The organism is Alloprevotella rava, assembly GCF_014195585.1.
GTDB classification, from domain to species: domain Bacteria; phylum Bacteroidota; class Bacteroidia; order Bacteroidales; family Bacteroidaceae; genus Alloprevotella; species Alloprevotella rava.
Window position 1 is genome coordinate 355,785 of the sequence record NZ_JACICA010000002.1, and the last position, 16,919, is coordinate 372,703.

Consider the following 16,919-nt stretch of genomic DNA (forward strand, 5'->3'; position numbering starts at 1 on the left):
CGCTTTAACTCTACAACTATTCTGCGGCATTCAGTAAAGCAAATTTCAAATGTTAGGAAAGATAAAAGCACTGCTGGCAAGTAATGACAACCGCTCAGTAATGCTGCGGCACAACATACTCTTGTCTGTTGTTCTCAAAATAATAGGGTTGGCCACATCGCTCTTGATTGTGCCCGTCACGCTCCACTATCTGCAAAAGGAAGAATACGGCATCTGGATGGCTATCTCCTCTGTGCTCTATTGGTTTTCCTTTTTCGACATCGGGCTGGGTAATGGTATGCGCAACTACTTGACCAAATCCATTTCGACAGGTCATTTGGAAATGGGAAGAGCCTATTTGAGTACGACGCTCTGGGTGCTCTTTCTCATTGCTTGCGGGCTCGGACTGATTTCTTTCTTTGGGCTGAATTATATTGACCTTACCAAGGTGTTCAACACGCGGGCAGTGTCCGACGAAGTGCTGCATGGCGTGCTGTTTACAGCTATTGCGTTCACGCTGGCAAACCTCGTGGTGCGCAACGTAGGCTTTGTATTTGTGGCTTTGCAAAAGTATGCGCTCAACGACTTCCTGCTCATCTCAGGCAACATTATTTCGCTCATCGTCATCTTTGTGTTGAGCAAGACAGCAGAGCCGAGTCTCTTCAAGGTAGTACTCGTATTTTCTGCCACTCCCGTATGTATCTTTCTCTTGGCGGCAATTCCGCTTTTCCGACATTATAAAGGTTTGCGCCCGTCCTATCGTGCCGTTGATCATCGCTTGGCTGGTGGTATCATCAATAAGGGTATGGGCTTTTTTGTTATTCAGATCACCAGCTGTCTCGTTATCTTCGGTTCGTCCAATCTTTTTATCTCCCATTATTATGGTCCGGCTGAAGTCTCCGTTTATAATGTTGCTTACAAATACCTGAATCTTCTGGCCGTAGGTTATGCTGTAGTGTTAGCTCCCATGTGGAACGCTTACACCGATGCTTATGTGAAGAACGATTTCGATTGGATTCGCCGTGCCTACAACAAAGCTTTTCGCATCTGGCTACTGACGCTCGCTGGCGGACTCCTTATGCTGCTGTTGTCGGGCTTATTTTATCGTCTGTGGATAGGCTCTTCGCTGCAAGTGCCCATAGAGATGTCGGTCAGCGTGTTCCTTTACGTTTCATTCTTCAACCTGAATAATTGCGCCACATATCTCATCAACGGACTCAACAAAATACGGGTACAAATCTATACTTCAGTAGTCATAACGGCCATCTATGTTTTGGTGCTGAATTTCTTTGGTACGCGCCTTGAGCCGCAAGGCATCGTGCTCTCTATGGCCGCTTGCTACGCCGTGATGAGCCTCATACATTGCTATCAGTGCTACCTGCTCATCAATCGCCGCGCTCGTGGTGTTTGGAATAAATAGTTTCCAGCGCGTTGAACCTGCTTGTAGAGTCCTATTATGTAAATGCGTTTATTCACACCTCAAAACTGTCCCTCAATGCAACATAAAATCAGTGTTATAACAGTGGTCTACAACGATGTACAAGGTATTCGTCAGACCCTTGAAAGTTTCTTTTCGCAGACGTGTGCAGAGAAAGAACTCATCGTGATTGATGGGGGAAGTCAGGACGGTACGGCCGATGTCGTGCGCGAATATGCCGACCGTTTGGCTTATTGGTGTTCGGAGAGAGACGGGGGGATTTATGATGCGATGAATAAGGGTATCGCTCACGTCACGGGAGAATGGATCAACGTTCTCAATGCTGGTGATGTCTACGCCAATGAAGCAACACTGCAACAGGTGGTGGATTTTATGGCAGAACAAGGCGCAGCGGCCGATGTGATTTATGGAGATAGCATTGCAGTAGGCCCCGATTATGACCAATTGGAGAAAGCCTCGACTGATGTAAGCTTGATGAACTACTATCCCATATATCGCCATGGAAGTTCTTTCATCCGCACGGAAGTGCAACAGCAGTTTCTTTACGATTTGAGCCAGCGCGCTCGCTTGGGGTATGCACTGGATTGGCACATGATTTATCGTGTTTACAAAGCTGGTTATCGCTTCCAAAAAATAAATATCCCCATCGAGCGCTATCTTGTGGAAGGAGCATCGAGCAACGTATATCGTAATTTCTACTATAATTATAAAGTCACTTCCGAGGGACGTTTCAATTTGCGCCACTTTTTGGTGCTCGCAAAGAGCACTGTGCGCTATGCTTTTTCTCGTTCTTGGTTGTACCGATATTTGAAGGGTTTTGGAACGGAAGTGATAGTGAACGATGTTTTGCCCCATCTGCCGTGGCGTTTGCGCCGTGCATATCTGAAACTCTTAGGTATGCGAGTAGGCAAAGGCTCTTTTGTGATGAAGCGCACCTATTTTATGGCTCCGTGGCATATAGAAATCGGTGAGGGAAGCCATATAAACCGTGGTTGTACGCTGGATGCCCGTGCGGGCATTACTATTGGCAATAGCGTTTCTATTTCCCATCAAGTAAACATTATGACGGGCAGTCATGATGTGCGTAGTCGTCGTTTTGAAGGCGTATTTGAACCTATAACAATTGCCGACTATGCTTGGCTGGGCATAGGTTGTACGATTCTGAAAGGCGTGCATATAGGCAAAGGTGCAGTGGTGTGTGCAGGCGCTGTTGTAACAAAGGATGTCCCTCCTTATGCGATTGTGGGCGGTGTGCCCGCGCGTAAAATCGGAGAACGGCCGCAGGATTTGGACTATCATTGCCATTGGAACGAGCCTTTTACATAATCAACGTTTTTTGAAGAGCGTGCGGCGCAGCATATATATGTCGTTGTAAATACCCTTATTACGTTTGAAAATACAATAAGGATGTCAGCTGATAGCCTTATTGCGTCAGCCGACGCGCTTATTGTATTGGAGGTTGCAATAAGGAAATAGAAAAATAGGTATAAACACGCCTCTCCCTAAGTTTTGTTTTTTTTGTTGTCACGTCGTCACGTTGTCACGATTGGTGGCTAATATCTTGAAATAGATTGTATTACAGGCGTGACAACAACGTGACAACAAAAGTCAGAATAAAAGTTGTTGTCACACGCATAAGTGTTTGTTTATCGACCTCTTGTGGACTGTCTGTGACGATGTGACAACAAATATCCGAAATAGGGGGTGTTGACGAATTGTCTATTCGTATTTGCGTGTGAAGAGTTTGCGGAGCGTGGCAGCTATGCGTGTGAGAAAGAACGGGAAGTTGTAGGCGAAAGGTCGGCGCAGGAATAGCGCGAGATAGCTAAAGGTTAGGCCGAACGCCACTTGCAGACGGTAGCTGTAAGGATAGGTCTTATGAGATGCAGAATTATCGCGATTGCGAACGTAATAAACAGCATCTTTGCTCGACATGCGGATGGAGCGGATTCGGCGGGAGATGTCGAACATGAAGAGGGAGTCTTCTCCCAGTTTGTATGCTTTGTTGAACCGTTCTGTGCCGATTACTTTTCTTGGAATCAGTTTGCAGCAAGAGCTGGAAAGGAAACTCCGCGCATTGAAGAAGGTGAGTTTTTGGCTACCTTGGAGGCGTTGGAAAACAGATGTAAGGAAGTAGTCCATTTTCTCGCCTGTGCTATCTCGGTACTGTATCACATTGGCATGGACGATGGCTTCTGGTGTGGCGCGTTGTAGCAATTCTTCGAGATAGTTATCGGTTATCCAATCATCGTCATCGAGGAAGGAAAGATACTCTCCCGTTGATTTGTCGATACCTATGTTGCGAGCGTTCGATACGCCCCCTTTTTCGGTTTGAATGAGCTGGAAGTTATGATTTGGATGCTCATGGATGTATTGCTGTATGCGTCCGAAGTACGGCTCGTTGCAACCATTCAGAACGATTACAGTTTCAAATTCTTCGGGCGCTAAAGTTTGGCGACAGAGAGAGTCGAGACATTCCCAAAGATATTTGGCGGGCTGATAGGTGGGGACGATAACGGAAATCTTCATACTTAACTATTTTGTAGCGAGAATTTGTGTGTAGTCTGGGCGGAGCATTTTGGCGTCGACCACACACTGGAGTGAGGAATCCTCTGTGAGTTGTTTCAGTAGCTGGCACATTTGTCCTATGTTGTGAAATATAGGGTCGTAATTGTAGAACTGCCGGCAATAGTTGAGCGAAGGATTGTCGAAAATAAGAACCTTTTTGTGGTTGCTGACACATTCGAAACTCACACCGCTCACTTGGAAGCGGAACTGGGGCGGATAGGCCAATAGGATAGTATCTGCTTGGAGGAAAAGCTGCTGATACTGCGACTGTGTGAGATAGTGATTGATAAAACGGATATTACCTATTTCTGTTTTTCCTTCTGGGTGGTTTCGCAGGATGAGTAAGATGTTTTCTCGTTTCAGAAAATCCTGCAAATCGGCATCCTTGAGCAGCTGTTGCATAAACACCCTATCCGGACTGGCCGAAGGATGAAAGACAACGTGCCGATAAGCCGACAAGTCGGGCAGTGTGGTAGTGGCGTTTGACACCTGAAAGGGCGGGATGCAGCCATGGGAGATGATGTCTACATTCTTTATTCCGTTTTCAAGAAAAGGCTGAGCCATCTCAGAATTGAACACGATGAAACGATTATGGCGAGCCAGCCGTCGGAGAAAGAACGTTTTCAGTTTGCTGGAGTCAAAGCTTTGCGCGTTGCCATGACAAACGATGTTCATATTGCGACAGAGCGGGAAAAGTCCCAGCGTGATTTCCTCACAACTGGATACAATCACGCTGCGATAGTCCTGCGGACGTATTTTCCAGCGGATGAAGAGCAGAACGAGAATAAAGAGGATGCGATTCAGCAGAGGTCGGTTGTCCCGTTGGTAAAGCCAGGAGGGAAGAATGGCTGCATACTCATCTTTGGCGTAGGGCAATTGATCTGCCAATTCTTTATGTAGCACCAAGCGAACATTGCGCTGGGTGGCTTTGAGCGCATCAATATGAATGTGGTCGAAATTAACGTGCCCCACTTGGTGGATATAATCTACATAAAGAATATCTTTCGCAGCTTTAGCCATAAGCTTATTTTGATGTTGTGTATATTTTTAACGTTCTTGAGTTTCTCTTTATTGTATCTGCCTTACTTAATCGTTTCGCTGTACACATCGAAGGTGATGCGCCGCAGATTGTAGCTCTCTGTGCTAAAGATAACGTTGTCGTAGCGGTAGATGATGTTGTTGGTGGATTGGTATATCTTGAGCATCGAATAGATAAAGAGGAAGCAGACGAAGAGCCGTCGGTTGTTTTGAACTGCGAAGCATTTGATCAAATCGAGCCATATCACCCAATAGCCAAAGGCAAAGAGATAGGAGAAACGAACGCTCAGAACTCGGAATTCGCTTAGGAAGAAGAAGAGTGTAAAATAGATGAGGAGCGCGTTGATAAAGATATCTGCATTCTTGCGTACGACGTGGAGTTTGTTGTAGTAGATAAGTACCAATATCCCTGTGAAAAGGCGTTCCAGATAGCCAATGCTGATTTGGAAACCTACGCCAGGTGCCATTTCCATATAGGCATCGATTTTTTGCTTTAGTGAGGGGTCGATGATGCTTGATGCAAAGCTCACTATCTCCATGAGCATCGGGATTCGCATGAGGTAGACGACATTTCCGATAAGGAAAACGATGAGGAACACCCAACGGCCCCACTTTCGGTGCAATAAGAAATAGAAGGGGATGAAGATCAGCGAGGTGGAATGGAAGAGAAAAGCCAAGCCACATATAAGGAAGTAGGGAATAGGTCGGCGTGCCTCTAAATAAGGCAAGGCATTAAGGAAGAGCATGATAGCGATAGAGTTTCGCATCAAGTCGGTCGACATCACCAACCCGCCCATGGCCAAGTATATGATTAGTGCTAACGGCGTGTTCTCAACGTAGCGCGAGAGGAAGCGGGCGAGCAATACGAGGTTGATTGCTGCGCAGACAAACGAGAAAAAGAAATAGTTGCTCGAAAGGCTCTTGCATGTCAGCATCAGTATCATGAAGCCCGGTTCGTACTGCCAATCGGATATTTCTGTCTTTGGCAGTTCCCACCATTTCCAAGTCATGAATACTCGGTAGTATTCTGCCCAGTCATAGAAACAGAATCCTCGGAAGCCGAAGAAGAAGAGGAACACGCCCAAGGCTAACCATGTGAGGCGCTTGCGGATCTTTTCGTTTTTAGTATCATTCGACCACCAGGCCAAAATACTGAAAAAGACAATCAGTGCGAGGTAAGGGATTGAATACTCCATCAGTTTTGGCTTTTAGTGAATGAAACTCGCTCTTTGATGCCTACTACCCACAAGCCGTCAAGCACTACAAATAACAACACCCATATCAGAACGATGGTCAGCGGGGAAATTCCGCTTGGGTGATTAGGAATCGTAGGGCTTGAAAGCTGCACAAAAACGGGATCTGCATACTGCACATCGGCGCGTGACTTCTGTAGTTGTTTCTGGCGTTTTTCGTAGTGCTGATAAGCAATCTGTAGCTCGTTTTCCAGCGTGGCGAGTTGCGTGCCAATAGTCTGCAGCGTCACATCCTGATTGGCATCAGCAAAGGCAGTATAGCGTTTTTTTGCTTTCTCGTATTCCGCTCTGCTCTCATCCAGTGCTTTCTGTGCATTGCTTAAAGCGATGCGTTCTTTCTGCGTCTTATAGTCCGCGACGAAGCGTTTCAACCGATTCTGAAGAGTATCGACGAGCGAAGCAGCTACGTGCGGATCTTGATCAACTGCCGTGATGCAAATAATACCCGCTCGGCGATTGTAGATACAAGCCACCGAACCTTGAATAAGTTCAACCATATCTTCTTGTTCATCGGTCAGACGGAAAGGGTCAAGCTTATCTTCGCCGGATGTAGCAGCTTTTTTCTTCGGGAAGAGCTTCATGATGCTGCGTTTTGCCTGTGCGGCAAGTCCCAGCTTAGTGTCTTCCACAAGATGGCGGTAGTAAGTTTTTGTTATCCCAGTTTCGAGCGTGACAGGAACAGAGAAAAGCTCGACAATGAACGATTTTGTTGAAAAAATATCGGGATATAATGCAGGATAAACCCCATCTGCACCTATGTTAGTATTGAAATCTACTTCCAAATCTTTAAGCGTATTCTCTACGCTCTCAGAGAGAGAGGATTTTCCTGTTTGTTCTGGTGCTAAGAGAGTTTGAGCTGTATAGTATTGTGGAGTTTGTGTGGCTACGAATATGCCTACGAGCAAACCAAGTAGTAAGAAAACCACCAGACTGATACGATCAGTGATGATTTTCTTACAGATATATTCGAAATTAAATTTGTTTTCTTCACTCATTTGAGTGTATGTGCAAAAAGTTACTATATAGAGCAAAAGTAATTTATTTTTCCCGTTATTCAAAACATCAGTTTAGATTTCCGCGCCTTCTATCTTCTCTGAAAAAGAAAGTGCACTTTTCCGTATCTCCCTATAACTTCGTCTCTCTTCGCCTTTTTTGTGAACATTTGTGGACTAAAAACACCTATGATTATCTCAATTATAGTCAATAATATTCTTACTTTTTCGTTCTGAGAATGGCTCAAAAATCGGCGCGGAAGGGAGCGGATGAATCGTTTCTCCTTCTTGAGCGTCGGTTTCCTTATTGTGTCAGCCAGCGCAATAAGGATGTCGGCTGACAGAATAAGGAAACCAATGGATACAATAAGGATGCAGACGAGGAGATTAAGGGAGTTTTTGAACGAAAAAGAGAAAAGAAGCGGGCCGTTTGTGTTGTTGAGCGGAGCGTTAGAGGAATTTTTCGGAAGAATAGGACAAGCTGCTTGCTCGGCAAAAGAAAAAAAATCGGCAGAAAGCGGAGAAGAATGCTTTTTTAGGAGAAAAGCGAATGTCAAATAATAGGATGGTTTTGTGGGTGTGTTTCTCTCAGTTTGAAAGCTTATTGTAGCAATCGGTGCGTGAGCATCGAGCGATCGGCAGCATGAAGAAGCGAGAGAGGAGACGGGAGGTGTTGGTGATTTACTGGCTTATGGGCATAAAAAAAGGGATACCACTGTATCCCAACCTTGTTAACCTTAAATCTAATACTATGAAAAACACGTTGCAAAGGTAAGTAGTTTTTTTTATCCTGCAAGTGTTTGAGCAAATTTTCTTTCTATAAAATGCTATTTTTAAAGAAATTTAGCGGAATGAGTATCTTATTGCTCCGTATATTAAACTCTTTTTACAGAAATCTTTGAGCAGCAGGAGAGGGCGCGGGAGGTGGTGAAGAAAGCATGCAGAGGCGCTGACAAACACACTCATTATTATATATAAAAGCTATAATTTCAGCGCAGTAACCCTTTTGTATTGTGAAAAAAGCGTATATTTGCACGCTAATTGTACTTATTTTAGCACAAGCTATAAGCAAATTCAATAAAAAACTAAATCAATAAAATCAATGCAAAACAAAGGATTTGTAAAAGTCATTGCAGTCCTGCTTGCGCTGACTTGCCTCTTCTACTTCTCTTTCTCTTTTGTGGTGCGCCACTACGAGAGCAAGGCGGAGGCTATGAACGCGAAAGTGGCAGGCTCGGGTGACCGCTACCTTGATTCAATGCGCAACGTGGTTGTTTATCCCGTTGTTGGCAAAACGCTCAAGGATTGCGAGGCCCTGCAGATCGGTCTGGGTCTTGACTTGAAGGGTGGTATGGATGTCATCCTCGAAGTTTCTGTTCCCGATGTAGTGAAAAATCTTGCTGGCGACAATGCCAACACTCCAGCTTTCAAGAAAGCTGCTGATGAGGCTTATGCTGACTACAAGCAAGGTAAGGGCGACTTCGTGGAAATGTTCGTTCGTCGTTATGGCGAAGCCAACGGCCAAGGAAAGTTAGGTGCTGTATTCGCAACTGGCTTAAAGGCAAAGAACATCACGTTCTCTTCTTCCGACAACGAGGTGCGTAGCGCGCTCAACGATGAGGTTGATGCTGCCGTAGAGAATGCTAACCTCGTGGTACGCCAGCGTGTTGATAAGTTCGGTGTGGCTCAGCCCAATATCCAAATCCTTCGTGGTAAAGGCCAGATAGGTCAGATTATGGTCGAGATGCCGGGTATCAAGGAACCGGAACGTGTGCGCAAGCTGCTTCAGGGAAGTGCCAACCTCGAATTCTGGGAGACTTACAACCGCTCCGAGATTCAGAGTCAGCTGGCAAGCCTCGATCTCATCGGTACTGCTGCCGACACCACCGCAACTGATACTACAGCAACGGCTCAGCCTGCTGCCAAGACCAGCACTCCTGCTCTGAAGTTTAGCCAGCTTGTGATGAACGCTGGCGGTCGCGATGGTAGTGCTGTCGGTGTGGCTCGCCTGGCCGATACAGCCGCAGTAAATGCTATCATCAATAGTCCGGCTGCTAAGTCTAAGCTGCCGAAGGATCTGCGCCTGGCTTGGGACGTTAAGTCGAACAGCGGCATTGTGACGCTCTATGCGCTCAAAGGAAACGGCAACAATATGACGCCGACCATGCAGGGGGCTGTGATTGCTGACGCAAAGGCCGACTTTAATCCTACAACCCATGCTCCTATCGTTTCGATGGACATGACGAGCGATGGTTCTCGCGAATGGGCCGCTATGACGGGTAAGAACGTGGGTCGCGATGTGGCAGTTGTCCTCGACGGCGTTGTGTACAGCGCTCCGCGCGTAAATGGTCAGATTTCTGGCGGTAAGACTGAAATCTCCGGTGTTTTCACTATCGACGACACTAAGGACCTTGCCAATGTGCTCAACTCTGGTAAGATGCCCGCGCCTACGAATATCATCTCTGAAGAGACTATCGGTCCGTCACTCGGTGCTGCCTCTATCCAGGCCGGCCTCGAGAGCGCGATTATCGCCTTCGTTCTGTTGATGATCTTCATGTGCTGCTACTACGGTATTATTCCGGGTATGGTGGCAAACCTCGCACTGATTCTCAACTTCTTCTTCACGGCCGGTGTCCTTACATCGTTCCAGGCTGCCTTGACGATGAGCGGTATTGCCGGTATGGTGCTGTCGCTCGGTATGGCTGTCGACGCCAACGTGCTTATCTACGAGCGTACGAAAGAAGAGTTGCGTGCAGGTAAGAATATCAAGAGCGCGCTGGCAGCTGGTTACGGCAATGCCTTCAGTGCAATCTTCGACTCCAACCTTACTTCAATCATCACCGCCGTTATTCTGTACAACGTTGGTACAGGCCCCATCCGCGGTTTCGCCCTCACGCTGGGTATCGGTATTTGCGCAAGCTTCTTTACCGCCGTTTGGATTAGCCGTATCATCTTCGAACACTTCCTCAACAAGGACAAGTGGCTCAACTTGACGTTCGACACGAAGCTCAGCCGCGGCTTGCTTCAGAATTGCAATTTCAACTTCCTCCAGAAAGCCTCTAAGGCTTACGTCATCTTTGGTATCGTCCTGCTCGCAGGCCTTGCATCCTTGGGTGTGCGCGGTCTGAGCAAGGGTATCGACTTCACGGGTGGTCGCAACTTTGTGATCGAGTTTGAGCAGAAGAACACAACGCCCGAGCAAGTGAAGGAAGTGGTTGCTAAGAGCATTCGCCCATTGGACAACAACGCAACGGTTAATGCCATCGAGGTAAGTACCACGCAGGGCAAGGCAGTGCGTCTGACAACCAACTATATGATCAATAGCGATGCTACTGACGCTGACGAACAGGTAGAACAAGTGATTTGGAAGTCGCTTTACGATGGTGGACTCATCAAGGCCGACTACAACACGTTTAAGAACCGCGACGACCACACGGGTGGCTCCATCGTGAGTGCACAGAAGGTGGGCGCCAGCGTAGCTTCCGAAATGACGAAGGATGCTATTTGGGCAACGATGCTCTCCCTTATCGCCATCTTCATCTATATCCTCGTGCGTTTCCGCAACGTTGCGTTCTCCGTTGGTTCAGTTGTAGCTTTGACCATCGATACTATGCTCATCATTGGCATGTACTCCCTCTGCTGGGGTTGGGTTCCCTTCTCGCTTGAAGTGGATCAAACCTTCGTTGGAGCTGTGCTAACCGCCATTGGTTACTCAATCAATGATAAAGTGGTGGTATTTGACCGTATCCGCGAGAACTTAGGTCTCTACCCGCATCGTGAAACAACGAAACTCTTCAATGATTCTATCAATCAGACGCTGGCGCGTACGTTGATGACTTCATTGACCACGTTGCTCGTATTGCTCTGTATCTTCATCCTCGGCGGTGACAGCATCCGTAGCTTTGCTTTCGCAATGATTCTCGGTGTCATCTTCGGCACGATGTCCTCTATCTTCCTCGCTGCTCCTATCGCAAACCGCGTGCTGGGCAAGAAGCGCGCAGCTGCAGCAACGGCAGAATAAGATTCGAAAGACATATACATATATATAATATAGGAGTGGTTCTCTCGCAGGGCCACTCCTATTGCTATCTATGAGAGGAAGAAAGCAGAGGTCAGCAGCAAGAAAAAAATTAGTATCTTTGCAATTCAAGCAAAAAGGCTCTTATGGAAGAACAGATCCGCGTGAAAGGTGCACGCGTCAATAATCTCAAAAATATAGATTTAGAAATTCCCTTAGGTAAGTTTGTTGTGATAACGGGCCTGAGTGGTTCTGGTAAATCGTCGCTGGCTTTCGACACGCTCTATGCCGAAGGGCAGCGTCGCTATGTGGAGAGTCTGTCGGCTTATGCCCGTCAGTTTCTCGGACGCATGAATAAGCCCGACTGCGACTATATTAAAGGTCTTCCGCCCGCCATAGCTATCGAGCAAAAGGTGACGGCGCGCAATCCGCGCTCTACCGTGGGGACATCAACAGAAGTGTACGACTATTTGCGTATGCTCTTTGCACGAGCTGGCCACACGATTAGTCCCGTCAGCGGGCAGGAGGTGAAGAAACACAGTAGCGAGGATGTTGTCAGCTGCATGCTGTCCTATTCTCCCGGTACTCGTTTCACGCTGTTAGCACCCATAGTGTTGCGCCACGGCCGAACGCTTCGTGAGCAGCTGGCTGTATATCTGAAGCAAGGTATCTCCCGCCTCGATGTCGATTTGCCCAATGCCTCTTCCGACACCTTGCAGGGAGGAACGCTCATCCATATCGACGACCTTCTGGCAAATGAGGAAAAGTTCAGCGAGATAGAGACAGCCTGGAATGCGCAGCAGAAAGCCACGGACACAGAGAGCGGAACGAGCGGTGTGTACCTACTCATCGACCGCCTCGCGGTAGACAATTCCAAAGATGTTCTAAACCGCTTCCGCGATTCGGTAGAAACCGCCTTCTTTGAAGGAGATGGCGAATGCTTGTTGCGCTTCTATCCGAGCCGCGCTCTGCACCGCTTCTCCATTCGCTTTGAGGCCGACGGCATTTGCTTTGAAGAACCCAACGACCAGATGTTCTCTTTTAATTCTCCAGCAGGGGCGTGTCCAACGTGCGAAGGCTTTGGCAGCGTGATAGGTATAGACGAAAAGCTCGTCGTCCCTGACACGTCGCTCAGCATCATGGACGGAGCCGTGATTTGTTGGAGAGGTGAGAAAATGGGGATGTGGAAGCAGGAATTTATACGTAGGCAAAGCCCGAAAGGTTTTCCTATATTTAAGCCTTACTATGAACTCACCCAGCAAGAAAAAGACATACTCTGGCACGGCGACGCTGAAGAACGCCAACGGGAAAAGACCGACCAAGTATTCATAGATGCCTTTTTCGACATGCTCCGCGAGAACCAGTACAAGATACAATACCGCGTCATGTTGGCACGATACAGAGGCAAAACGATATGTCCCACCTGCCACGGCTCACGTTTGAAGCCCGCGGCAGCGTATGTACACGTGGGCGGCCGCAACATTATGGAACTGGTGCGTATGCCCATCAGCGATTTGCAGCAGTTCTTCAACAATCTCCAGTTAGATGAAGCCGACGAAAAAGTGTCTCGGCGTTTGCTGACCGAAATCCGCAACCGCCTGAACTTTTTGTCTGATGTCGGCCTCGGCTACCTCACACTGGATCGTCTCTCCAACTCTCTTTCCGGCGGCGAAAGCCAGCGCATCAATCTGGCCACCAGTCTTGGCAGTAGTTTAGTGGGCTCGCTTTATATTCTCGACGAGCCCAGCATCGGATTACATTCCCGCGACACGGGCCGACTTATACACGTGCTCAAGCAGCTGCGGGACTTGGGCAACACCGTTATAGTGGTGGAACACGACGAAGAAATCATGCGCGCCGCCGACTATATCATAGACATCGGTCCGGAGGCTGGACGCCTCGGTGGACAGGTTGTGTTCGCTGGCGAAGTAGCCCCGCTTTTGTCCGCCCATACTGCGGAGAACAACGCGACCGCTCCGTCTGTCGCCACAAGTTCTCAAAGCCACACCGTCAACTATCTGCTCGGGCGCGAAAAGATTCTGTTGCCGAGCAGCCGGCGGAAATGGAACAACAGCATAGAGGTGAAGGGCGCGAGAGAGAACAACCTGCGCGGTATAGACGTAAAATTTCCGCTCAACATAATGACCGTGGTTACCGGCGTAAGCGGATCGGGCAAATCCACTTTGGTAAAAAAGATTCTCTACAATGCGCTGAAGCGTAAGTTGGACGAACCCAGCGACACGCCGGGCGAATTCTCCAGTCTCTGCGGCGACCTCACGACTATCAAAGGTGTAGAGTTCGTTGATCAAAACCCCATCGGCAAGTCCTCCCGTTCAAATCCCGTCACCTATATCAAAGCCTACGACGAAATCCGCAAACTGATGGCTTCGCAGCCTTTGTCCAAGCAGATGAACTTCACGCCCGCGTTTTTCAGCTTCAACGCCGACGGCGGACGCTGTGAAGAATGTAAAGGCGAGGGAATTGTTAAGGTGGAGATGCAGTTTATGGCCGATTTGGTGCTCACCTGCGAATCCTGCCACGGTATGCGCTTCAAGAAAGATGTGCTCGAAGTGCGCTACCAAGGTAAGAACATCCACGACATCCTTGAGATGACCGTCAACCAAGCTGTGGAATTTTTCACCCAGTATGGCAACGAGAAAATCTCCAAGCGCTTGCGCCCACTCCAAGATGTAGGTTTGGGCTACATCAAGTTAGGGCAAAGCAGTTCCACCCTTTCTGGCGGTGAAAATCAGCGTGTGAAACTGGCCTACTACCTAAGCCTGGAGCGCACCGAGCCCACACTTTTCATTTTCGACGAGCCTACCACCGGTTTGCACTTCCATGATATTCAAAAACTCCTCCATAGTTTCAACGCACTCATTGAGCGCGGCCACAGCATTCTCATTATTGAGCACAACATGGACGTTATCAAAATGGCCGACTACGTTATCGACCTCGGCCCTGAAGGCGGACGCGACGGCGGACAGATCGTTGCTGTCGGTACGCCCGAAGAACTCGTGGCGCAGGGCAAAGGTTATACGGCGCAGTATCTCAAGGAAAAATTAGGATAGGTGCTCACTTAGGCTGCATCCGACCCTTTCTATCGTTCAGTCAGCGGCTCTCAGCTGTCAGACTTTCCTGAAAAATCATCACTCCCCTTATCGTGTTCATCATTGCGATAAGGGGAGTTTTTTGTATCTAAAATCTCACGATTTGTCATGTAAAGATGCAAAAACATTACTTTTTTGTATGTTTTCTTGGGTGGATAAAAAATACTCCATATATTAGGCGTTCGAATCAATGAAAGCATACATACTGACAAGAATATTAAACCTTAAATAAAACATTTATGACTGTAACTCCCCTTTTCTGGCTGGTGCCCATCGCATCAGTAGTGGCGTTGGCCATGGCCTGGTTCTTCTTCAAGAGTATGATGAAGGCCGACGAGGGCACACCCCGTATGCGCGAAATTGCAGAGCATGTCCGCAAAGGCGCAATGGCTTATCTCAAACAGCAGTACCTCGTGGTGCTCAAAGTCTTTTTAGTGCTCGTCGTTCTCTTTGCTTTCATGGCCTACGTCCTTAAGATCCAAAATCCCTGGGTACCTTTCGCCTTCCTCACGGGCGGTCTTTTCAGTGGTTTGGCAGGCTTCTTCGGTATGAAGACCGCCACCTATGCCTCTGCCCGAACCGCCAATGCTGCGCGCAAGAGTTTGGACGGCGGTTTGCGTATTGCTTTCCGCTCTGGCGCGGTAATGGGATTGGTCGTTGTGGGTCTCGGACTCTTGGACATTGCCCTGTGGTTCATCGCCCTCTCCTATGTCTACGGCACTGACCACGTTGCGCTCATCACCATCACTACCACGATGCTCACCTTCGGTATGGGAGCTTCCACCCAAGCCCTCTTCGCCCGCGTTGGAGGCGGTATCTATACGAAGGCAGCCGATGTAGGCGCGGACATTGTCGGAAAAGTTGAAGCCGACATCCCAGAGGACGACCCGCGCAACCCTGCCACCATTGCCGACAACGTAGGCGACAATGTGGGCGATGTTGCTGGTATGGGCGCCGACCTTTATGAGAGCTATTGCGGTTCCATCCTTTCTACAGCAGCTTTAGGCGCCACAGCCTTTGCTTCAGCTGGAGAGATGCAGCTGCGGGCTGTCATCGCCCCCATGATTATTGCCGCCGTCGGTATCTTCCTTTCGCTCTTCGGTATCTTTCTCGTGCGCACCAAAGAAGGGGCAAGTATGAGCCAGTTGCTCCGTTCGCTGGCCGTCGGCACCAATACCAGTGCCGTGCTCATTGCACTCGCCACATTCCTCATCCTTTATGTCCTCGGCCTCGACAACTGGGTAGGCCTGAGTTTCTCCGTCATCAGCGGTCTGACGGCGGGAGTTATCATCGGACAAGCCACAGAGTTCTACACCTCTCATAGTTATAAGCCCACGCAGGCCATTTCCGAGTCGGCCCAAACAGGATCTGCCACGGTCATCATCAAAGGTATCGGTACGGGCATGATTTCCACCTGTATCCCCGTACTCACTATCGGCGTGGCCATCATGCTGAGTTATCTCTGCGCCAATCATTTCGATCTCTCCATGAGTGCTGAGAGTCTCTCGAAAGGACTCTACGGCATCGGCATTGCAGCTGTCGGAATGTTGTCCACGCTGGGTATCACGCTCGCTACTGACGCTTACGGCCCTATCGCCGACAACGCCGGCGGCAACGCTGAGATGAGCGAGCTGGGCGAGGAGGTGCGACACCGCACGGACGCACTCGATGCGCTTGGCAATACTACTGCTGCCACGGGCAAAGGCTTTGCCATTGGTTCGGCAGCACTCACCGCGCTGGCCTTGCTGGCTTCCTATGTAGAAGAAATAAAAATCGCCATGATGCGAGCCATGGAGAGCGGACAGCAATTCATCGATGCGGCCGGCAATGCCTTTGATCCTTCAAAGGCTTCGATGCCCGAAATGATGGAATACTTCCAGGTGACGCTGATGAACCCGCGCGTACTCGTAGGCGTATTCATTGGCGCGATGGCTGCCTTCCTTTTCTGCGGCCTCACCATGGGAGCTGTCGGCCGTGCCGCGGCCAAGATGGTCGATGAAGTGCGCCGCCAGTTCCGCGAAATCAAAGGAATCCTCGAAGGCAAGGCCACGCCCGACTATGGTAGCTGTGTCGAAATCAGTACGCGCGCTGCCCAGCACGAAATGATTCTGCCCTCGCTCTTAGCCATCGTCATCCCCATCGTCACGGGCGTAGTCCTCGGCGTTGCCGGTGTGCTTGGTCTCCTCGTTGGTGGCCTCTGCGCTGGCTTTACGTTGGCTGTCTTCATGGCCAATGCCGGCGGTGCGTGGGACAATGCTAAGAAATTCGTGGAGGAAGGAAATTTCGGCGGCAAGGGTAGCGACGTCCACAAAGCCACGATCGTGGGCGACACCGTAGGTGATCCGTTCAAGGACACGTCAGGCCCAAGTTTGAACATCCTTATCAAACTGATGAGCATGGTCAGCATCGTCATGGCCGGCCTTACGGTGGCCTGCAATTTGATGTAGTGGTGCACGTATATAATCAATAAAAAGCCCGATACTACCAGTCTTTTAAAGGTAGTGTCGGGCTTTTTTTATGAAT

10 protein-coding genes are annotated in these 16,919 nt (G+C 48.8%); 6 read left to right on the forward strand and 4 right to left on the reverse strand.

The window, feature by feature from the left end; genetic code table 11:
* Nucleotides 1-49: 49 nt before the first annotated feature.
* A complete protein-coding gene (locus FHS60_RS03380) occupies nucleotides 50-1,399 on the forward strand; it encodes a lipopolysaccharide biosynthesis protein (RefSeq protein WP_183694995.1) in 1,350 nt (449 codons plus the stop codon).
* Between the two features lie 75 nt (nucleotides 1,400-1,474).
* The gene (locus tag FHS60_RS10455) at nucleotides 1,475-2,743 is read left to right on the forward strand and encodes a glycosyltransferase (protein WP_183694998.1); all 1,269 of its coding nucleotides are present in this window, start codon (nucleotides 1,475-1,477) and stop codon (nucleotides 2,741-2,743) included.
* Nucleotides 2,744-3,136: 393 nt separating this feature from the next.
* Here FHS60_RS10455 and FHS60_RS03390 read toward each other — a convergent pair whose 3' ends face one another.
* From FHS60_RS03390 to FHS60_RS03405, 4 genes are all read right to left on the reverse strand, one after another.
* Nucleotides 3,137-3,946, reverse strand: coding sequence for a glycosyltransferase family 2 protein (locus FHS60_RS03390; RefSeq protein ID WP_183695001.1), 810 nt, complete (start codon nucleotides 3,944-3,946; stop codon nucleotides 3,137-3,139).
* A 6-nt stretch (nucleotides 3,947-3,952) separates the two neighbouring features.
* Nucleotides 3,953-5,005, reverse strand: coding sequence for a hypothetical protein (locus FHS60_RS03395; RefSeq protein ID WP_183695004.1), 1,053 nt, complete (start codon nucleotides 5,003-5,005; stop codon nucleotides 3,953-3,955).
* A 62-nt stretch (nucleotides 5,006-5,067) separates the two neighbouring features.
* Nucleotides 5,068-6,219, reverse strand: coding sequence for an EpsG family protein (locus tag FHS60_RS03400; RefSeq protein WP_183695008.1), 1,152 nt, complete (start codon nucleotides 6,217-6,219; stop codon nucleotides 5,068-5,070).
* Nucleotides 6,219-7,271 carry a BAR domain-containing protein gene (locus FHS60_RS03405; protein ID WP_183695011.1) on the reverse strand — a complete coding sequence of 351 codons (1,053 nt, stop codon included), beginning with the start codon at nucleotides 7,269-7,271 and terminating at the stop codon, nucleotides 6,219-6,221. The genes FHS60_RS03400 and FHS60_RS03405 overlap by 1 nt, the downstream gene beginning before the upstream one ends.
* 354 nt (nucleotides 7,272-7,625) lie before the next feature.
* Here FHS60_RS03405 and FHS60_RS03410 point away from each other — a divergent pair, with 354 nt between their 5' ends.
* The 4 genes from FHS60_RS03410 to FHS60_RS03425 all read left to right on the forward strand — a co-directional run bounded on the left by FHS60_RS03410 (nucleotide 7,626) and on the right by FHS60_RS03425 (nucleotide 16,843).
* Nucleotides 7,626-7,829, forward strand: a complete 204-nt coding sequence (locus FHS60_RS03410) for a hypothetical protein (RefSeq protein WP_183695014.1) — start codon at nucleotides 7,626-7,628, stop codon at nucleotides 7,827-7,829.
* 541 nt (nucleotides 7,830-8,370) lie between these two features.
* A complete protein-coding gene (gene secDF / locus FHS60_RS03415) occupies nucleotides 8,371-11,289 on the forward strand; it encodes a protein translocase subunit SecDF (protein ID WP_183695018.1) in 2,919 nt (972 codons plus the stop codon).
* A 143-nt stretch (nucleotides 11,290-11,432) separates the two neighbouring features.
* Nucleotides 11,433-14,357, forward strand: a complete 2,925-nt coding sequence (gene uvrA / locus FHS60_RS03420) for an excinuclease ABC subunit UvrA (protein WP_183695021.1) — start codon at nucleotides 11,433-11,435, stop codon at nucleotides 14,355-14,357.
* Between the two features lie 278 nt (nucleotides 14,358-14,635).
* Nucleotides 14,636-16,843: a sodium-translocating pyrophosphatase gene (locus FHS60_RS03425; RefSeq protein ID WP_183695024.1), complete on the forward strand. Its 2,208-nt coding sequence runs from the start codon at nucleotides 14,636-14,638 to the stop codon at nucleotides 16,841-16,843.
* Nucleotides 16,844-16,919: the final 76 nt, after the last annotated feature.